The 19,948-nt window shown below is 32.1% G+C and carries 16 protein-coding genes; 9 read left to right on the forward strand and 7 right to left on the reverse strand.

Translation table 11 applies throughout. The annotated features are described in order from the left end of the window. Positions 1–141 precede the first annotated feature (141 nt). Positions 142–2,649 carry a cation-translocating P-type ATPase gene (locus BUA99_RS04560; protein ID WP_072988895.1) on the forward strand — a complete coding sequence of 836 codons (2,508 nt, stop codon included), beginning with the start codon at positions 142–144 and terminating at the stop codon, positions 2,647–2,649. A gap of 6 nt (positions 2,650–2,655) precedes the next feature. Here BUA99_RS04560 and BUA99_RS04565 read toward each other — a convergent pair whose 3' ends face one another. The 3 genes from BUA99_RS04565 to BUA99_RS04575 all read right to left on the reverse strand — a co-directional run bounded on the left by BUA99_RS04565 (position 2,656) and on the right by BUA99_RS04575 (position 5,552). Beyond that, positions 2,656–4,050, reverse strand: a complete 1,395-nt coding sequence (locus BUA99_RS04565) for a DUF5723 family protein (protein ID WP_072988898.1) — start codon at positions 4,048–4,050, stop codon at positions 2,656–2,658. Beyond that, entirely contained in the window at positions 4,047–4,598 is a 552-nt protein-coding gene (locus tag BUA99_RS04570) for a hypothetical protein (RefSeq protein ID WP_072988900.1), read from the reverse strand. The genes BUA99_RS04565 and BUA99_RS04570 overlap by 4 nt, the downstream gene beginning before the upstream one ends. 90 nt (positions 4,599–4,688) lie before the next feature. Beyond that, entirely contained in the window at positions 4,689–5,552 is an 864-nt protein-coding gene (locus tag BUA99_RS04575; protein ID WP_072988902.1) for a hydroxymethylglutaryl-CoA lyase, read from the reverse strand. A 180-nt stretch (positions 5,553–5,732) separates the two neighbouring features. Between BUA99_RS04575 and BUA99_RS04580 the strand changes: the two genes are divergently transcribed. After that, complete coding sequence (locus BUA99_RS04580) at positions 5,733–6,344, forward strand: hypothetical protein (RefSeq protein ID WP_072988904.1); 612 nt, start codon at positions 5,733–5,735, stop codon at positions 6,342–6,344. Continuing rightward, positions 6,341–7,051, forward strand: coding sequence for a DUF3307 domain-containing protein (locus tag BUA99_RS04585; RefSeq protein WP_072988906.1), 711 nt, complete (start codon positions 6,341–6,343; stop codon positions 7,049–7,051). Before BUA99_RS04580 ends, BUA99_RS04585 begins: the two co-directional genes overlap by 4 nt. Here the strand turns inward: BUA99_RS04585 and BUA99_RS04590 are convergent. Then, entirely contained in the window at positions 7,034–8,056 is a 1,023-nt protein-coding gene (locus BUA99_RS04590; RefSeq protein WP_072988909.1) for a quinone-dependent dihydroorotate dehydrogenase, read from the reverse strand. The genes BUA99_RS04585 and BUA99_RS04590 overlap by 18 nt on opposite strands. 137 nt (positions 8,057–8,193) lie before the next feature. Here BUA99_RS04590 and pepT point away from each other — a divergent pair, with 137 nt between their 5' ends. Then, the gene (gene pepT / locus BUA99_RS04595; protein WP_072988912.1) at positions 8,194–9,447 is read left to right on the forward strand and encodes a peptidase T; all 1,254 of its coding nucleotides are present in this window, start codon (positions 8,194–8,196) and stop codon (positions 9,445–9,447) included. A gap of 82 nt (positions 9,448–9,529) precedes the next feature. Here the strand turns inward: pepT and BUA99_RS04600 are convergent, their stop codons facing one another. Together BUA99_RS04600 and BUA99_RS04605 are read right to left on the reverse strand one after the other, a co-directional pair. Next, positions 9,530–10,597 carry a sensor histidine kinase gene (locus tag BUA99_RS04600; protein ID WP_072988914.1) on the reverse strand — a complete coding sequence of 356 codons (1,068 nt, stop codon included), beginning with the start codon at positions 10,595–10,597 and terminating at the stop codon, positions 9,530–9,532. Beyond that, the gene (locus BUA99_RS04605; RefSeq protein ID WP_072989694.1) at positions 10,598–11,281 is read right to left on the reverse strand and encodes a response regulator transcription factor; all 684 of its coding nucleotides are present in this window, start codon (positions 11,279–11,281) and stop codon (positions 10,598–10,600) included. Positions 11,282–11,458: 177 nt separating this feature from the next. Between BUA99_RS04605 and BUA99_RS04610 the strand changes: the two genes are divergently transcribed. From BUA99_RS04610 to BUA99_RS04625, 4 genes are all read left to right on the forward strand, one after another. After that, on the forward strand, positions 11,459–14,260 hold the full coding sequence (locus BUA99_RS04610; RefSeq protein WP_072988915.1) for a TonB-dependent receptor: 2,802 nt from the start codon (positions 11,459–11,461) through the stop codon (positions 14,258–14,260). A gap of 247 nt (positions 14,261–14,507) precedes the next feature. Beyond that, on the forward strand, positions 14,508–15,692 hold the full coding sequence (locus tag BUA99_RS04615; RefSeq protein WP_072988918.1) for a hypothetical protein: 1,185 nt from the start codon (positions 14,508–14,510) through the stop codon (positions 15,690–15,692). 99 nt (positions 15,693–15,791) lie between these two features. Then, a complete protein-coding gene (locus tag BUA99_RS04620; protein ID WP_072988921.1) occupies positions 15,792–16,130 on the forward strand; it encodes a T9SS type A sorting domain-containing protein in 339 nt (112 codons plus the stop codon). Between the two features lie 147 nt (positions 16,131–16,277). After that, positions 16,278–17,258, forward strand: coding sequence for a LuxE/PaaK family acyltransferase (locus tag BUA99_RS04625; protein WP_072988924.1), 981 nt, complete (start codon positions 16,278–16,280; stop codon positions 17,256–17,258). Between the two features lie 51 nt (positions 17,259–17,309). Here the strand turns inward: BUA99_RS04625 and tyrS are convergent, their stop codons facing one another. Further along, positions 17,310–18,602 (reverse strand): tyrosine--tRNA ligase, encoded by a 1,293-nt coding sequence (tyrS, locus tag BUA99_RS04630; protein ID WP_072988927.1) that lies wholly within the window; start codon positions 18,600–18,602, stop codon positions 17,310–17,312. 349 nt (positions 18,603–18,951) lie between these two features. Between tyrS and BUA99_RS04635 the strand changes: the two genes are divergently transcribed. Further along, positions 18,952–19,947 carry an NAD-dependent epimerase/dehydratase family protein gene (locus BUA99_RS04635; protein ID WP_072988929.1) on the forward strand — a complete coding sequence of 332 codons (996 nt, stop codon included), beginning with the start codon at positions 18,952–18,954 and terminating at the stop codon, positions 19,945–19,947. The last annotated feature ends 1 nt before the right edge of the window (position 19,948 follow it).

A 19,948-nucleotide genomic window follows, 5' to 3' on the forward strand; every position in this document is an offset into this window, starting at 1 on the left:
ATTAATTGCGTGCAAATATAAACAATCTTAAGCAAAAAAGCTCTTGTTTTTGGATTAAATAATTAAATTGCAGTTCAAACTCAATTATTTGCAACTCAGCAATACTTGGTTTCTGATCTATAATTAAAATTCCTAAATGTTATGATAACGGATAACCAACCTGAAAAACTAAAAGGCCTTTCAGACGAAGAGGTGTTAACGTCAAGAGCAAACTTTGGTAAGAATTCAATAATTCATGAAGAAAAGAATGTTTTTTTAAATTCTATTTTGGAAATGGTTATCGAACCGATGTTCTTGCTATTAATAGCAGCCACTACTATTTATTTTATAACTGGCGATTACGGGAATGGGATTTTTATGATGGCTGCAATAGTATTAATTTCTACCATTTCCCTTTATCAAGAATCAAAAAGCAGATCAGCGATACAAGCTTTAAAAAAGCTATCACAACCTAACAGCAAAGTCATTCGCAATGGCGAAATAGTAGAAATTTCCAGCGAAGAAATTGTAATAGGCGACCTGATTCAAACGGAGGAAGGTACTTTTATTCCTGCTGATGGAGTTATTATTCAATCTAATGATTTTGCAGTAAACGAATCTGTTTTAACAGGCGAATCGATGGCTGTATTCAAAAATGAATCGGCACTTACCAATACTGTTTTTCTTGGTACAATTGTCAGCAGCGGATTAGCTATTTGCAAAGTAACTGCCATTGGCAATGAAACCCAGTTAGGTAAAATTGGTAGAAGTATTGAAAATATCGTGGTAGAAAAAACACCTTTACAAGTTCAGATAGGAAGTTTTGTAAAAAAAATGTCGATCGTAGGTTTAGTTATTTTTGGATTTGTTTGGGCTATCAATTTTTATAATTCAGGTGTTGTTTTAGATAGTTTATTGAAGGCACTTACACTTGCAATGAGCATCATTCCTGAGGAAATCCCAGTTGCTTTTACCACTTTTATGGCACTTGGTTCCTGGCGGTTAATGAAAATGGGGATCATTGTTAAGCAAACTAAAACAGTAGAAACATTAGGAAGCGCTACAGTAATTTGTACTGACAAAACGGGTACAATTACTGAAAATAAAATGAGCCTTGCACAGGGTTACCTCTATGCTGATGATTCGATCATTACTGATTTTTCATCTGAATTAAGTATCGAATTATTGACTATAGCCATGTGGGCTAGCGAACCCATTCCTTTTGATCCAATGGAAATTGCCTTGCATGAAGCTTATACAAAATTAGATATAGTTGATGAAAGACCCAATTTCAGTTTAGTTCATGAGTATCCTTTAGACGGAAAGCCGCCAATGATGACTCATGTATTCGAAAATAAGAATGGAACAAAAGTTATTGCTGCTAAAGGAGCGACCGAGGCGCTAATGGCAACTTCGAATTTATCTGAAAAAGAAAAAGAGCAGATTTTAACCGCTATGAAAACAATGGCATTAGAAGGCTATAGAGTTCTAGGTGTTGGAATTACTAATTTTCAAGGCAATGATTATCCTCAAAAACAGCAGGACTTTAAATTTGATTTTAAAGGATTAATTGCGTTTTATGATCCTCCAAAAGCAAATATAAAAGCAACATTCGAAACTTTCTATAATGCCGGAATTCAGATAAAAATTGTTACAGGAGACAATGCCGAAACAACAGCAACTATTGCCAAACAAGTTGGTTTTCGAAATGCCGATAAAACACTAAATGGAGATGAATTGATGGCCATGGACGATGCTACTCTTAAAACGAGAGTAATGGAAACCGCCATATTTACTAGAATGTTTCCGGAGGCAAAACTAAAAATTATAAAAGCTTTAAAAGACAATAATCAAATTGTGGCAATGACTGGCGATGGTGTAAATGATGGCCCAGCTTTAAAATCAGCTCATATAGGAATTGCGATGGGAAAAAAAGGAACCGAAATCGCTAAGCAAGCTGCGAATTTAATTTTAATAGATGATGATTTCTCTAAAATGATTGATGCTATTGCTATGGGTCGAAAAATTTATAGCAATCTAAAAAAAGCAATTCAGTATATCATTTCCATTCACATTCCTATTATTCTAATTGTCTTTATTCCGCTGGCATTGGGCTGGATTTATCCTAATATATTTTCTCCCGTTCATGTAATTTTTCTAGAAATAATTATGGGCCCAACTTGTTCTATAATTTATGAAAATGAACCAATGGAACGCAATTTAATGAAAGTCAAACCAAGACTTTTTACTACCACTTTTTTTAAACTTAATGAAATCACACTTAGCATCATTCAGGGAATAGTGATCACTCTTGGCTTATTATTTATTTATCAATATTGCGTAACTATAAATTGCTCTGAAAAGACCACGAGAACCTTAATTTTCTTGACTTTGATCACAGCGAATATTTTTTTGACATTAACTAATCGTTCATTTTATTATTCAATTTTCACAACCTTACGCTATAAAAATAATTTAGTTTTAATCATTATAAGTGCCACTATTGCAATGACTGCTTCGTTACTATTTATTCCTTTACTCACTACATTTTTTGAATTTGAAAAGGTTTCTGGAGTGCAACTAAGTTTAAGTATTATAGTTGGGTTTCTTTCGGTAATTTGGATAGAAATTTACAAAGTTTACAAACGAAGAAAAGTGCCTCAAGCTTGATAGCTTTTATTTTTTATCGTTTTTAAAAATAATATTTAATCCCAATTGGAACGAGAGATTGTTTGCTTTTGAAATATCTCTATATTCTAAAAGATTATCCGCAAGAACATAGAAATTAACAGGTCCAAAATTAGTTGACAATCCTAGCCCGAGATTATTAAAAGAATAGGAATCTATAGTGTAAGTAGCTTTAAAGTCTAAAGATTTAAAAACTTTTCGACGATAATAGGTTGTTAGAGCAATTAATGGTGTTCTTGGTGTGGTCATTACAAATAGCTGAGCACCAACAGCATTTTTAAAAATTGTCTCTCGATTAGAATTTAAGCAGTCACATTCCTCAGGTCTTTCTTCATCAAATGAAAATTGAATCGAACTGTTAAACTTTGCGGGGCGCCAAGTGGTATATTTTGAATTTAATGTATCTAATGGAATTGCTTCTTGAAAATCTTTATATAGGTTGTCAACAGAATCACCAGAACTAAATTTAGGAATTATACCTCTATAATTATAAAGTCCTTTTAAGGAATAACTTTCGACATCTTTAGCGTGTCTAATAAAACCAATATCTAAAATGCTGGCTGTGATTTGGATGTTTTTTTTTGGGTAATAAGTAAAACCCGCATCGAATCCCAAGCCTAAATTACCCCCTAAAAGAGCTCTTTTTATTATATCCTTAGTTACGTTTGGAGTTGAATTTTCATCAAAATACTCCTTAAATCCCGAAGTATTAAGTTGCAATTGCGACTTGATTTGCTGATCATAAACTCCTGTATTTGAAGGAAATGTGTAAATATAACCAGAGTTATCAGTTGAAGTTGCATTAAAAATACTAGAGTAAATTTTTGCACGCGCTCCAAAAATCAATTTTTTAGTGATATTTTTATGAAAACCAATATGATAAACAGCTAGTAAATCTGTTTTTACATTTAAGTCACCTAAATTAAAAATTTTACCTAAATAATCTCTATTTCCATCTAACGCTAAAATGGCTAAATCTTTTGGCATATAATACAAAGCATCAAATTCTTGATACATCCCAAAGGAAACATAAATGTTGTTTTCTTGTTTTACGATTTTAAAACCGCCATTAAAGATCTCCACTTGTTGATTCATTGCTAGATGGTCTTTTCTAGTTGTAGAAAAGACTACGTTGCGCAACTTAATATTAAAGTTGACACCATTATTTGCAAATAAATCGTACGCAGAAAAGCCTGTAGAACCTATATTTGCTGAAATACCAGATAATAATGGAACTCCAAAATACCAGTCGTACTTAAAATCAGAACCAGGATTTGTTAATAGTGATTGTGGAACTTTCGTAAAATTATATAGAATTTGCTTATTTTGTGAATAACAATTTATAGTTAGGATCACAATTGAAATTAGTAATGATTTTCTCATTCAACTACTAAATAAGCAGTTACACTGGAGCGCAATTTTAAACTTCCTACACTATCCTTAGTCAATGGTTTACCAGGACTAATGGTCATTATAAAAGCGATTTTTGTAGTTCTTTTTAATAAGTCAAGCTGCACGTTCTCAAATATATCTGTTTTAGTGGTTTTATTTTCTGCACCACTATAGGATGGAATAGCTAAGTTAAGAACATGAACTGGCTGATTATTTATATCCAAAAAAAATAAATTTAATGAATATGCTCTATTTATAGTGTTTTCTAATTCAAAGAATAGTTCTACTTTTTTTAATCGACGTTTAAAGAAGGAATCATTAAACAGTTGGATAGTTGGTGCGTCAAAAATGACATTTTGTTCCACTCCATTAACAATGAATTGGCTTGCTTGTATATCGAAAGATGCTAAATTAGCTACAACTACAGGTTCCGTTTTAAAATTATTAACTTGATCAAAATCGAGATCGCTCGCACAAGAGTTAGAAAACAGCAAGAGCAATAGTATCCCTAAAAATTGATTTGAAGTGCATCCTTTCATTTAATATCATTAATTTATCAGTAAATAACGCTTCATTATTCTATTTAGTATTAAAATATGAAACAACTTAGAGTTAGGAAAATATTTTCTCTAATGATATGCTTTAAACAATTTAGAGGCATCGTTGTATGCGCTTTCAAAACTCATTGGGCTTAAATTATGCAACTGCTTTTGAGCTGTAAAATAAGACAATAACTTTTCTGTAGGCATATTTCCTGTTAGCTTATCCGTGGCCATTGGGCAACCACCAAAACCCTGAATAGCGCCATCAAAACGGCGGCATCCTGCTTTGTAAGCGGCATCAATTTTCTCAAACCATTTATCTGGAGTGGTATGTAAGTGCGCTCCAAACTCTACCTCTGGATAGGCTGGAATTAAATTTGAAAACAAATAAGAGATTACGCCAGGACTAGAACTGCCAACTGTATCCGAGAGCGATAAAATTTTCACACCCATATCTACTAGCTTTCGAGTCCAATCACCTACAATATCTACATTCCAAGGATCGCCATAAGGATTACCAAAACCCATTGACAAGTAAGCCACAACCTCCTTATTACTTCTATCTGCGATATTTAAAATTTCTTGAAGTGTACTTAAACTTTCAGCAATAGTTTTATGAGTGTTACGCATTTGGAAATTCTCAGAAATAGAAAATGGAAAACCTAAATATTGAATTTCGCTATACTTAGAAGCAAGTTCAGCTCCTTGTATGTTAGCAATTATCGCTAATAATTTACTTTTAGTTTGAGATAAATCAAGGCGTCCTAAAACCTCAGCGGTGTCTTGCATTTGCGGAATCGCTTTTGGAGAAACAAAGCTTCCAAAATCGATACTGTCAAACCCCACACGTAATAGTGATTGAATATAAGCTACTTTTCTCTCAGTAGGAATAAATGGTTTAATGCCTTGCATAGCATCGCGCGGACATTCTATAATTTTTATTGACTCCATAGAAAGCCAAAGATACTAAAGATATTGTTTTTACGAAATCGTTTTTTTATCTAAGTAAAAAGTAATTATTACGTATTATGGTAATAATTAAAATTATTACCATAATACGTAATAAAGTAGTTTATTACACATTTTGGTAATAGTAATTGCTTTTTCAAAATAAAACAGTAATTTTAACAGATGATTGCAATACTGACAGCAGATATAATTGACTCTAGAAAGCTACCTTCTAATAAATGGATTGAAGGTTTGAAAACCTTATTGAACACCATTGGGAAAACTCCAAATGATTGGGAAATATATCGTGGCGATGAATTTCAATTAGAAATTAAAAATCCCGAAGACTCACTGCTAATAGCTTTTAAGCTCAAAGCGTATTTTAAATCTATTAATTTAGACATTAGAATGAGCTTTGGCTTTGGAAATAAAACATATAAAGCAAAAAAAATTACGGAAAGTAACGGTACCGCTTTTATTCGTTCTGGCGAAACATTTGCTACTTTGAAAAAACAAAAATTAAATTTAGCAATCAATTCTGGAAACGTAGTCTTTGATGAAGAAATAAACTTAATTTTAAAACTAAGTTTATCTTTTATGGATAACTGGCTGCAACAAGCTGCTGAATTTGTCTTGATTGCCATTCAAAATCCAACGCTTTCACAAGAAGAAATTGGTGTAAAACTGGGTATAAATCAAGCCGCTGTTAGCCGAAGACAAAAACGATCTAATTATGAATTACTACTTCAAGTTGAAAACCATTTTAAATTTAAATTAAAAACACTTGAGTTATGATCCTATTTGTAAAACTACTTTTGGCACATTTACTTAGTGATTTTTTATTACAAGCCACTTCATGGGTAAAAGATAAAGAACATAAGAAACACAGAAGCATTTACTTGTACATTCATATTATTTTAAACTTTATTCTAGCTTGGATTTTAGTGGGAAAACAAGATTTTGGTTGGTATGCTTTAGCTCTGGCAATATCTCACGGCTTTATTGTTTTTTTAAAATTGTATTTTCAAACTTCAAAAACAAAACGCAGTTGGTTTTTAGCAAATCAAATTTCACACTTATTAATGATTACAGCAATTACTTTACTTTACACCAACACTATATTTGAATTTTCAGCTTTACGAAATCCATTTTGGTTTATTACAACTGCTATTATTCTCTTGACAAAACCAACATCAATACTTATTAAAAATATAATATCAATTTGGACACCAGAAAATAAATCGAAAGATGAATCACTCCAAAATGCAGGAAATTATATAGGAATACTAGAACGGCTTTTCGTGTTCTGCTTTATATTAACAGATCACTTTGAAGCTATCGGATTTTTATTAGCAGCAAAATCAATTTTTAGATTTGGCGATTTAAAAGAAGCTAAAGATCGAAAGCTCACTGAATATGTATTAATTGGAACCTTACTAAGTTTTGGTATTGCATTGTTGATTGGACTTGTAGTCCAATTAGGTTTACGATTTTCTTTTTAGAATTTCTTTATTTATAGCTTTCACTAAAGCTGGACCTTCATATATAAAGCCAGTGTAGAGTTGTACTAAACTTGCTCCAGCATCTAATTTTTCAAGAGCATCTTGCGCTGAATGAATTCCTCCCACTCCAATGATAGGAAATGATTTATTGCTTTTTTCCGATAAAAAACGGATCACTTCAGTGGAGCGATTAGACAAAGGTTTACCAGATAATCCGCCCATTTCTGATTTTGTATCAGACTTTAAACCTGCTCTCGAAAGCGTTGTATTAGTGGCAATAACACCCGCAATTTTAGTTTCATTTACAATTTCAATAATATCAAGAAGTTGCTCATTTGTAAGATCTGGAGCAATTTTTAATAAAATTGGTTTTTGTTTTGGCTTAGCCAAATTCTTATTTTGGATTGTTTGCAACAATTTTTTCAATGGTTCTTTATCCTGCAAAGCGCGGAGATTAGGCGTATTAGGCGAACTTACATTCACTACAAAATAATCAACGTAATCAAAAAGTGCTTCAAAACAAATTTCATAATCATTAGTGGCATTTTCATTTGGCGTTACTTTATTTTTGCCAATGTTTCCTCCTATTAATACACCAGTGTTTTTTCTCAACCGTTCTACAGCCGCCGTAACACCTCCATTATTAAAACCCATTCTATTGATTATCGCTGAATCTTCCTTTAAACGAAACAATCGCTTTTTTGGATTTCCCTCTTGACCAATGGGCGTAAGGGTTCCTATTTCTATGAATCCAAAACCAAAATTAGATAATTCTTTATACAAGACCGCATCTTTATCAAAACCAGCCGCTAAACCAACTGGATTTGGGAATTTCAATCCAAATACCTCAGTTTCCAATCGCTTATCATTTACTACATACAAAGCTTTAAAAATCAATGGAAAGCCTGGTATTTTTGACAATAAACGAATTAAAGAGAAAGTAAAATAATGTACTTTTTCAGGATCAAACTGAAAAAGAATCGAACGTATGAGTAGTTTGTACATTGTATTGTTGTTGTGTTGTGCAAAAATAGAATTATCTAGTCGATAAATAAATAATTGTACCCTAAATTACTTTGACAAAATATTTACCTTGAAAAAAGCTTCTAAAAAATTGATTATATTTGCATAAAATTCAAAAAATGCAGCACATTATAGACCGTTTTATCAGTTATGTAATTATCGATACAGAATCTGATGCAAACTCAGAGACAACACCTAGTACAAAGAAGCAATGGAATCTTGCCAATAAATTGGTAGAAGAACTAAAAGCTATAGGTATGCAGGATGTAACCATAGACGATAAAGCTTATATTATGGCAACTTTACCAAGTAATGTTAATCATGAAGTACCCACTATTGGGTTTATATCTCATTTTGATACTTCACCTGACTTTTGTGGAGCTAATGTAAAGCCACAGATTATAACGAACTATGACGGTAAGGATATTATATTAAATGCGGAAAGAAACATTATTTTATCTCCAAATTATTTTAAAGACTTATTACTATACAAAGGACAAACTTTAATAACGACTGACGGTACAACTTTGTTAGGAGCTGATGATAAGGCGGGTATTACAGAAATTGTCACAGCAATGGAATACCTCGTCAAAAATCCAGAAATCAAACATGGAAAAATCAGAGTTGGATTTACACCAGATGAAGAAATTGGTCGTGGTGCACACCACTTTGATGTGGAAAAATTTGGAGCTAAGTGGGCATACACTATGGATGGAAGCCAAATAGGGGAATTAGAATACGAAAATTTTAACGCAGCTGCCGCCAAAATAACATTTAAAGGCAAAAGCGTTCATCCCGGATATGCTAAAGGTAAAATGATTAATTCTATGTTAATCGCTAATGATTTTATCAATAAGTTACCTGTCGACGAAACTCCTGAAACCACGAAAGGATATGAAGGATTTTTTCATGTGCACCATTTAAAAGGATCAATTGAGGAGACTGTTCTCGAACTTATTATTAGAGATCACAGCAAGAAAAAATTTGAAAAGCGTAAAGAATTAATTGAAAAAATTACGAGAAAAATCAATAAGAAATTTGCTAAACAGTTTGGTGAAGATATTGTAATAACTGAAATAAAAGATCAGTATTACAACATGAAAGAAAAAGTTTTACCAGTTAAACATATTGTAGACATTGCAGAAAAAGCAATGAAAGAAATTGGAATAAAACCAATTATAAAACCTATTCGCGGTGGGACTGACGGATCACAATTATCATACAAAGGGTTGCCTTGTCCAAATATTTTTGCAGGTGGTCATAATTTTCATGGCAAATATGAATATGTCCCGGTAGAAAGTATGCAAAAAGCAGTCGAGGTTATTGTAAAAATTGCAGAACTAACAGCTGCCGAAAACCAAATAAAAAATTAAATTAATTAATATATATTTTTAATTTATTTTGAGAAATTTGATAAAAAGCTGATTCTAACGAATTAGCTTTTTATTATCTAAGTTATTTCTCATCATTTTTACTTTGATGTCTTAGTTTTTGTAAGGTAAAAGAAAATTCAGAACCAACACCAAAAGTACTGTCGACATAAATTTTCTCGTTGTGCGCCTCGATAATGTGCTTTACTATTGACAAACCTAATCCTGAACCACCTTCTGTTCTTGCACCGCTTTTATCAACTCTATAAAATCTTTCAAAAAGTCTTGGAATATTTTTTTTAATTATCCCTTCTCCATTGTCTGTAATACGAACTATAACTTTGTCTTGTGTTAAATCTTCAATGCTTACCTCGGTAGAACCTTTTACTTCTCCATATTTAATTGAGTTAACTATTAAATTAACAACTGCTTGTTGTATCTTTTCTTGATCGCCTATTACTATTATAGGCTTATTATACTTCATATCAAACATCAGTAAAATATCTTTTTTAGATGCTTTCATTTCGAGCAAATCAAAAACATTTTGAATAAGTTTTACGATATCAAATTCAGTTATTTCAAGATTCAACTCGCCTATTTCTAGTTTAGAAATCATGTCTAGATCCTGAACAATATAAATAAGACGTTCTACTCCCTTTTCGGCTCGCTCTAAATATTTTTTCCGAATTGCTTTATCATTCATAGCGCCATCAAGTAAAGTTGATAAGTAACCTTGAACCATAAATAAAGGTGTTTTTAATTCGTGAGACACATTTCCAAGAAATTCGCGCCTGTATTCTTCACGCACTTTTAGAGTTTCAATTTCTAGCTTTTTATCTGTCGCAAATTTTTTAACTTCACGCGTAAGCGTTGCCATGTCTGTGGTAATAGGCTGACTCCTAAAAGTACTAGATTCAAGCAAAGCAACATCGTCATAGATTTTTTTTACCTTTTTGTAAATGAAACGTTCTACACGATATTGAATTACCACAAATGAAAAAAAAGCAATTAATAAAGCAAAAATAAAACAAAATTGAAAAGAGAAATTAAAAAATAAGTAGGTCAATAAACCAACTAATCCAGTAGAGAAAAAAGTAATGTAAAGTGATGACATTACGGCAAAGCGGTATGTTTTTTTAAAATTCACAATGATTTATACTTCAAACTTATATCCCACGCCTTTAATGGTTTTAAATAATTCTTCGCCTATTTTTTCACGAAGTTTCCTAATATGAACATCAATTGTTCTTCCTCCAACTACGACTTCATTTCCCCAAACTTTATCTAGTATTTCATCTCTTTTAAAAACCTTGCCCGGTTTTGAAGCTAAGAGATAAAAAAGTTCAAATTCTTTTCTTGGTAAAACAATTTCAACGTTATCCTTTACAATTTTATACTCTTCTCGATTGATTTCAATACCACCTACATTTAGTGTTTCGCTATTTTGATCTTTCTCAGTTAACCTGCGCAATAGAGCTTTTACTTTACTAACTAGCAATTTAGGCTTTATAGGTTTTGTAATGTAATCATCGGCACCAGCGTCAAATCCTGCCACTTGTGAGTAATCTTCGCTTCTAGCAGTTAAAAAAGTAATTAAAACATTACTGAGTTCAGGAATTTTACGAATATTCTCGCAGGCCTCCATTCCGTCCATCTCTGGCATCATAACATCCATGATAATGAGATCGGGAATTACTTTTTTAGCAATTTCAATTGCCTCCGTACCATTAGTTGCAGTAAAAATTTGATAATCTTCCTGAGCAAGATTATATCCAACAATTTCTAAGATATCTGGCTCATCATCCACTAATAGGATTTTAGTGTTTTTTTTCTTCATAAAAGTGTCAAAAATTGTTCTTTGAGTGGTAAATGTAATCATAAATGAGGAACTGAAAAGGAGTTAACGGTAATTTAATGTTAAGGGATTTTTGATAATACAAACAAAACATAACCCTAACAAGATGGTAACTTACATTATTTATTTTGGACTTTACTTTGCAAAAAATTAAACCAAATGAAAACTAAGTTACTTTTTTTCACCTTATTGATCACTACTCTGTCATTTTCTCAAAGCACAGGGACTATTACGGGAATACTTACGGACAAGGAGGCTGGCAACCAATCGCTACCTTTTGCTAATGTAGTTATTAAAGGAACTAAAATAGGTACTAATACTGATATTGACGGAAAATATATACTTAATGTAGCAGCTGGGAATTACACATTACAACTTAGTTTTATTGGTTATGAAACTACTGAAATTGCCGTAATAATAAAAGCAAATGAGACTTTAGCTGTGAACCGTTCACTTGGGTCCGGAAGTTATACTTTAAAGGATGTTGTTGTAAAGGCAACCTCTTTCAATAGAGAAAAAGAAACGGCATTGCTGTTAGAGCAAAAAAATGCTGTTTTTATTAAACAAAGTATTGGAGCTCAAGAAATGACAAGAAAGGGAGTGAGTGACGTTGAAAAAGGATTGACTAAAATAACAGGAATAACAAAAGTAGGCTCAAGAGGTTTATTTGTGAGAGGTTTAGAAGATCGCTATAATAATTTATTAATCAATGGCCTTGCTTCTCCAACAAATAACCCTTTTAAGAAAATCATTCCGTTAGATTTATTCCCCACAGATATTGTAGGTGCAATTGATGTTTACAAAACGTTTAATCCTGATTTATATGGAGATTTTGCTGGCGGTACTTTCAATATTGGCACAGCAAAAGTAAGTAAAAGTATTACAAAAATAAGCATTGGAACAGGCTATACAACTAATAACAACTTGCGCAAGTTCTTAATTTCTAAAGATGCAGATGGTAGTAAAGGTTTTTTTGGACTGACTGAAAAAGATCGGTCCTTACCGAGATTTCTGGGAGGAGTTCCAGCCAGTTATACTTTTACACCGCAACAGTCATTAGAATCTTTTACTAGTGGTTTTGACGTAAGTGAAATGCGAAGCCCACTGAATATGAGTATTGGAATTTTACATTCAGAGAAATTTAATTTTAAAAATGACTCAAAATTCTCCTATTTGTTTTCCATAAATAGTGATAACAGCTATACTTACAGGAATGGTGTTGAACGAAATTTTACTAATAATCCATCTGGATTTGTCTATCGAAATGATTTTATAAATACTGAATATCGCTACAAAACATCATTATCTACATTACTAGGTTTAAATTACACAACGGATAGATTAAATTTAACTTGGAATAATTTTTACATAAGAACTACGGAAAATCTGATAAAAGATCAGTTTGGATTTGCTGATTTAACAACAAATAATAATAAAACATTGATTAGAACCAATCAATTAGACCAATCTGATTATTTTAACTCTCAATTATTAGGAGAGTACAATTTAACCAAAGATAAAAACCAAACTATAAAAGCTGGTGGATCATTTGCAAAAACGTCGTATCAACAGCCGGATAGAAAATTTTTCTCAGGGACAAGAACAGGCGAAAATCTTTTGACGTCTATTGCTGGAAATAATTTCATTAAACAATACTTAGACATTAACAGCGATATTTATTTATCAGGTTTAGCAGAATACCAGTTGAAATTTGGTAAAAATGAAAAACAAAATAAATTGACTCTTGGATATAATGGTAGTGCATCGCTGATGCAATCCTCTTACCGTTTCATAACTCCTACTAACAACTTCACACCAAATAGTTTTAGTGTTCCTGTCAACTCATTAGATACGGTTTTAAATGATTATTTAAATCAAAATGGCTTTGCATTTCGTGAAAGTTCTAATGCAACTTATAAAGCCAAGCTACAAGATTTAACAAACGCTGGATATACTAATGTACTTTTTAAAGTTTCTGATAAATGGGAACTAAATGGTGGCCTTAGAGGTGAATATACAGCCAGAGAAACTAAATACAGATTGCAAGGATCTTTTCAAGATCCCTTTCAAAGAGTCACTAAAAATAAATTGTATTTACTTCCTTCCCTAAACTTAAAATATGCAGTCACTGAAAAAGCTAATTTACGTTTAGCAACTAGTCAATCCTACACTAGGCCAGTCATAATGGAGGCATATCCTATTGAATACGTTAATGCTGACGGAACTTCTACGAGAGGAAATCCATTTTTAGTGAATAGCGAAAATATAAACTTTGATGCAAAATACGAATTATTTCCTACTTCTAAGGAAATAGTATCAATTGGTATCTTTGGAAAAAACATTAAAAATCCAGTTGAAAGAACTTTCATTGCTAATGCAGCAAACTCAACTATAACAACGTACTTGAACTCAGAAAGAGCAAATCTTTACGGTATAGAATTAGAATTTTTATTGGATGGAAAAAGGCTAAATGACGATCTAAAAGACTTTTCATTAGGTTTTAACACCTCATTAATGGATACACAAGTTACTGTTAGTCCAGTTACAATTAATACTGATGGAAGTGTAGTGAGTTCAATTGAGACACATAAATCTCGTGACTTACAAGGGGCATCAAAATGGTTAATAAATTCCGATCTAAAATATCAATTTTCAGTAGACGAAAAGTGGGAAAATACATTGTCGCTAGTATATTCAGTTTTTGGAAGAAGAATTTATGCAGTAGGAACGGGAGGCTTAGACCACATTTATGAATTACCTGTTCAGCAATTAGATTTTGTTTGGGGAAGTAAATTAAATGATCACATTGATTTGAAATTTATTGCCAATAACTTATTGGACCCAAATATAAAATTTGAACAAGGAAAAGATGGAACTTCATTGATTACCGAAAACTCAAATTTAATTTCGAATTTTAAAAAAGGAACTGGTTTTTCAATGAATTTGAGCTATACTTTTTAATTTTAAAAATTAAGTTTAATATTGATCAATATTAACAAAACCGGTTTACGCCGGTTTTGTTATTTAAAAGAAATAATATAGAATTCATATTTCGAGTACTACGGTAAATAAAAAAAGCAATTAAAATAATTCTTTACAATTAATTAACTTTTTAGCATACAATTAATAACTCTAGTATAACAGTAGCATAACTTCAATTTAGAAGGCTAAATATACATTTGTAAAATAATATTAAACACACAAACTAATGAAAAAATTACTTTTAGGTTTAGCAATTCTAGGTTCAACTTTTACAGCATGTACTAGTAGTGACGACAACACAACAGTAACTGCCGTTACTGGAGAAATAACAGGAACACTAACTGCAAACAAGACTTTTCCAACAGGAGCTTATACTCTTAAGGGAATTGTAAAAATAGGTAGTGGTACCATCGTTACCTTTGAGGCTGGTTCAACAATTACGGCTGATAAAACTTCAGGAGACAATGCATTAGTTGTTTTAAATGGTGGAAAGCTTATTGTAAATGGAACAGCAAGCCAACCGGTTGTATTCACTGAAAAATCAGGGGTTCCAGGTTCGTGGGGTGGAATAATCATTTATGGTGATGCGCCAATAAAAGCTATTGGAGGCGTTACAACATCTACTTCAGAGGATGGTAATGCTTTATCTTATGGTGGCACTAATACTGAGCACAATGGTGGCTCCTTGAAATATGTGCGAGTAGAATACGCAGGAGCAAAACTTGCGGACGGAACTAAGGAAAATAATGGTTTTACATTTTACTCCGTTGGATCAGGTACAACTTTAGATCACTTAGTATCTTACAAGGGTGCTGATGATGGTTTTGAATTTTTTGGAGGAACTGTAAGTATGACTAATGCAATTTCGTATGGTAATTATGATGATGCTTTTGACTGGCAAGATGGATGGCAGGGGAAAAATAATAGTAACTGGTATGCGTATCAAACTGGAAAAGGAAATTTTGGGATGGAAGTTGAATGTTCCAATAATAACAATTCCTTTTATCCAAAAATCACAAACATTACTTTAAAAAGAGAGGCTGGTTGTACCCCTGAAGTCGCTGGAGATGTTCAAGTAGATGCTTTTCAATTTAAAAGAGAAGGGAATGGCGAATTCAGCAATATTGTAATCGAAGGATATGGAGATTATACTGAAGGTGCAACTGTTTATAAAGGAGCAGCGGTAAAGATACAAGATGCAACAACAAATACTAATCAAGTTGCGGGTGGAAAATTACTTTTAAATTTAGTAAAAATCTCCACCACTTCTCAAATTGTACCTGTAGGTGCAACAGCTGGAATAATTGTAAATTTCCCAAATGCTAATTTTACAATAAGCACCACTGCAACTGGAGCTGCATTGACAAGCGGAGCTTGGGCAAATGTTAGCGGGGCAAATCTTATAAAATAATTTGTGATCATAATTTTTAAAAATGCCTTTCAAATTTGAAAGGCATTTTGTTTTTTAAATGAGATTTATTTCGTAGATTTACTTTCAAAAGAATTTCTAATGACAAAAAATTACTTTTACATTTTCACTTTATTGGTGTTTTTATTTTCTTTGAGCGCTTCTGCTCAAGATATTAAGACACACTCAAAAACACAAGAAGCCACTGTAATTGAGGGTCTAGATATGTACCCCAATCCTGTGAGCAATGGTAAAGTCTATATTTCTACTAAAAATGATTTTGATAAAGAAATAATAATTTTTGATGTTTTAGGTAAAAAAGTTCTTCAAACTGTTATCAATTCCCGTGAACTCAATGTTTCTGCTTTATCGTCAGGGGTTTACATTATAAAAATCAATGAAAAAGAAGCATCTGCAACTCGGAAATTAATTATACGATAATACTCCTTAATAATAAATTAAAGTCTTTTTAATAAAGAGACTTTTTTTATGCCTTGTACAAAGACTTCGCTGCTTATACTTTACTTTATAAGCCGTTCTACATTAGTTAGAATTTAAAAATTTAATTACTTTTGCTAAAAAGAATCCTTGATTACAACCTCAGATATATTTAGCGTTTCAAGTCAAAAACAATTTGAGAAAATTGCTTTGAAAATATTTCGTTTTCAGTTTGAAAATAATCTCGTTTACCGAGAATTTTGCGACTTCTTAAAAACCGATCCCCAAAAGGTTAAAACATTACAACAGATACCTTTTTTACCTATTCAATTTTTTAAAAGCCACGACGTAGTTTCAAATAATAACGATATTCAAGAAGTTTTTAGCAGCAGCGGTACAACTGGAATAATTACTAGCAAACATTTAGTTACTGACGTTTCGTTATATGAAGAAAGTTACCGTCACGGTTTTTCTCAGTTTTATGGCAACATTGAAGATTATGTAGTTTTAGCATTACTCCCTTCTTATTTAGAGCGAGAAGGTTCATCTTTAATTTACATGGTTAAAGATTTAATCTCCTTGTCAAATCATAACGATAGCGGATTTTATTTACACAATCATGATGCTCTTATCTCAAAACTTATTGAGTTAGATGATGCGGGACAAAATGTTATCTTGATTGGCGTTACTTTTGCTTTATTAGATCTAATCGAAAAACATCAGTTTCAGTTAAAACATACTATTATCATGGAAACAGGTGGTATGAAAGGAAAACGAAAGGAAATGATTCGAGAGGAATTACATGAACAACTGTGCGAAGGTTTTGGAGTTGCAGCAATTCATTCTGAATATGGAATGACGGAATTACTCTCACAAGCCTATTCTCTTGGCGAAGGTATCTTTGAATGTCCATCATGGATTCAAATTCTTGTTCGTGACACAGAAGACGCCTTAAGTTACATTCCTGATGGAAAAACAGGGGGAATTAATGTTATTGACTTAGCTAACATTAATTCATGTTCTTTTATTGCGACGCAAGATTTAGGCAAAAAATATCCCAACAATTCTTTCGAAGTATTGGGACGTTTTGATAATTCTGATATTCGCGGTTGTAATTTGATGGTGATGTAAAGGTTAATTATTGATTTATTTAATCGGTTAACCGATAATTTAAATAAACAGTTAAACCACTCTAACCACAAAATAATTTTTCTTACCACTTTGCAATAGCACGAACTGATTGTTAATTAAATCCTTTATAGTAAGAACAAAACCTTCGGCAATTTTTTCTCTGTTAACTGATATAGAATTGGCTGTCAAAGCGCGTCTTGCTTCACCATTAGACTTAAAAAATCCTGTTTTCTCATTTAGAACTGTAATTATATCAATTCCTAATTCTATTTCAACTTTACTTATTTCAGCTTGAGGAACACCTTCAAAAACATCTAAAAAAGTGGCTTCATCTAATTGTTTTAAATCAGCAGCGGTAGAGTTTCCAAACAAAATAGCAGAGGCTTTTATGGCATTTTCTAAATCAGATATGGAGTGAACCATTGTTGTTATCTCCTCTGCTAAACGTTTTTGCATTAAGCGTAAATGTGGAGTTTCTCTATGATTTTCTGTTAAAACTTCAATTTCATCTTTCGTTAAAAAAGTAAAAATTTTAATATATTTTTCAGCATCAAGATCTGAAGTGTTTAACCAATATTGATAAAATTTATAAGGAGAAGTTCTCGCTGCATCTAGCCAAATATTTCCTCCCTCAGATTTGCCAAATTTTGTTCCATCAGCTTTTGTAATTAAAGGACAAGTCAAGGCGTAAGCCTTCCCCCCAGCAATTCTACGAACTAGTTCTGTACCTGTAGTTATATTTCCCCACTGATCACTTCCTCCCATTTGAAGCGTACAGCTTTTATTATTGTATAAATGTAAAAAGTCATAACCCTGAACTAATTGATAAGTAAACTCCGTAAATGACATTCCTTCAGCAGCTTCAGATGATAAACGTTTTTTTACAGAATCCTTAGACATCATATAGTTTACTGTGATATGCTTACCAATATCCCGAATAAAATCTAGAAAAGAAAAGTTCTTCATCCAATCATAATTATTCACCAATTCCGCAGCATTTGCCCCCTTAGAAGTAAAATCTAAAAAACGAGCTAATTGTCCTTTTATAGCTTCCTGATTGTGGCGTAAAGTACTTTCGTCTAATAAATTTCTTTCATTTGATTTTCCTGAAGGATCACCTATCATTCCAGTCGCACCGCCAACTAATGCTAAAGGCTTGTGTCCAGATAACTGAAAATGTTTAAGCATCATAACTCCTACTAAGTGTCCTATATGTAACGAATCAGCAGTTGGATCAATTCCCACATAAGCAACACGCATTTGCTCCATTAAATGTTCTTCTGTGCCTGGCATTACATCGTGTAGCATTCCTCTCCAAGTAACTTCTTCAATAAAATTTTTCATCTTTTTTATTCAATTTGTGCAAAGATAGTAATTCAAGCGTAATGAAAGTATCAATTTTAACTGCACAGCTATTATGAATTATAATAACTAGAACCCGTTAGGTGTAATTATTCAAAACGTCAGTTCGGGTATTTTTTGTGGAGTAAAACGTAGCAAAAAATATATCGAGAACCGTTTTTAAGGAAATTTTTCTTGTTCTCGATACATTTTTCTATCGAAAAATACTCGAACTGACGAAAAATCATCTTCAAAAACTAATTATACCCAACGGGTTAATTGATAGCATTAATTGACAAACAGTAGCAGAATTGCATTTCTAAAATGAGATGGATTTCATTACATTTACAAAATGATTTTAATAACCGGAGGAACAGGTTTAGTTGGCGCTCATTTACTACTACATTTGATTAAAAATGGAGAGCAAGTTCGCGCTATTTATCGAAAACCTGAAAGTATTGAAAAAACAAAATCTCTATTTGATCTTTATAAAAAAAGAGGATTATTTGATTTAATTAATTGGTATCCCGCTGATATTAATAATATTCCTGCGCTTGAAAAAGCCTTTGAAGGAATAGATTATGTTTATCATTGTGCAGCTGTAATTTCATTAGATCCAAAAGATGAAAATTTATTGCGAAAAACAAATATTGAGGGCACGGCTAATATTGTTAATTTTTGTATTGCCTTTAATATTAAAAAATTATGTTTTATTAGTTCCATAGCTACTCTTGGCGATTTATTACCTCATGAAAAATTTATTACCGAAGAAACGGAATGGAATCCAGAAAATTATCACAGCGATTACGCGATATCTAAGTACGGTGCAGAAATGGAAATTTGGAGAGGACAGCAAGAAGGATTAAGCACTCTTATAATTAATCCTGGAGTGATTCTTGGACCTGGCTTTAGAGAGCAAGGAAGTGGATTACTTTTCCAAAAAGTTGAAGAAGGTTTAACTTTCTATACTTTGGGAACAACAGGATTTATTTCTGTTATTGATGTTGTTAAACTTACTATTGATTTGATGAAAAGCGATATATCAAATCAACGATTTACGTTAGTAAGTGAAAACATATCTTTTAAAGAAATATTATTTACCATTGCTGATGCCTTAAAAGTAAAACGACCAAAAACAGAAGCAAGCAAATTGCTCATGGAGCTAATCTGGCGTATTGACTATTTACTTTCGGCTTTATTTGGTAAAAAAAGACAATTTACAAAAGCTACCGCAAGAGCCTCCTACTCTCAAAGCTTGTATTCTAATCAAAAAGTTAAAGATACTTTACCAAATCAATTTACAAATATTAGATTATATATCAAAGAAATAGCGCGTTTAAAAAATTAAA

This window comes from Flavobacterium segetis (genome assembly GCF_900129575.1).
Classification (GTDB): Bacteria; Bacteroidota; Bacteroidia; order Flavobacteriales; family Flavobacteriaceae; genus Flavobacterium; species Flavobacterium segetis.

Excerpts from the sequence above, each read along its gene's own strand:
- BUA99_RS04560 (WP_072988895.1), top strand. The coding sequence starts at position 142 with ATGATAACGGATAACCAACCTGAAAAACTAAAAGGCCTTTCAGACGAA.
- BUA99_RS04565 (WP_072988898.1), bottom strand. The coding sequence starts at position 4,050 with ATGAGAAAATCATTACTAATTTCAATTGTGATCCTAACTATAAATTGT.
- BUA99_RS04570 (WP_072988900.1), bottom strand. The coding sequence starts at position 4,598 with ATGAAAGGATGCACTTCAAATCAATTTTTAGGGATACTATTGCTCTTG.
- BUA99_RS04575 (WP_072988902.1), bottom strand. The coding sequence starts at position 5,552 with ATGGAGTCAATAAAAATTATAGAATGTCCGCGCGATGCTATGCAAGGC.
- BUA99_RS04580 (WP_072988904.1), top strand. The coding sequence starts at position 5,733 with ATGATTGCAATACTGACAGCAGATATAATTGACTCTAGAAAGCTACCT.
- BUA99_RS04585 (WP_072988906.1), top strand. The coding sequence starts at position 6,341 with ATGATCCTATTTGTAAAACTACTTTTGGCACATTTACTTAGTGATTTT.
- BUA99_RS04590 (WP_072988909.1), bottom strand. The coding sequence starts at position 8,056 with ATGTACAAACTACTCATACGTTCGATTCTTTTTCAGTTTGATCCTGAA.
- pepT (WP_072988912.1), top strand. The coding sequence starts at position 8,194 with ATGCAGCACATTATAGACCGTTTTATCAGTTATGTAATTATCGATACA.
- BUA99_RS04605 (WP_072989694.1), bottom strand. The coding sequence starts at position 11,281 with ATGAAGAAAAAAAACACTAAAATCCTATTAGTGGATGATGAGCCAGAT.
- BUA99_RS04610 (WP_072988915.1), top strand. The coding sequence starts at position 11,459 with ATGAAAACTAAGTTACTTTTTTTCACCTTATTGATCACTACTCTGTCA.
- BUA99_RS04615 (WP_072988918.1), top strand. The coding sequence starts at position 14,508 with ATGAAAAAATTACTTTTAGGTTTAGCAATTCTAGGTTCAACTTTTACA.
- BUA99_RS04620 (WP_072988921.1), top strand. The coding sequence starts at position 15,792 with ATGACAAAAAATTACTTTTACATTTTCACTTTATTGGTGTTTTTATTT.
- tyrS (WP_072988927.1), bottom strand. The coding sequence starts at position 18,602 with ATGAAAAATTTTATTGAAGAAGTTACTTGGAGAGGAATGCTACACGAT.
- BUA99_RS04635 (WP_072988929.1), top strand. The coding sequence starts at position 18,952 with ATGATTTTAATAACCGGAGGAACAGGTTTAGTTGGCGCTCATTTACTA.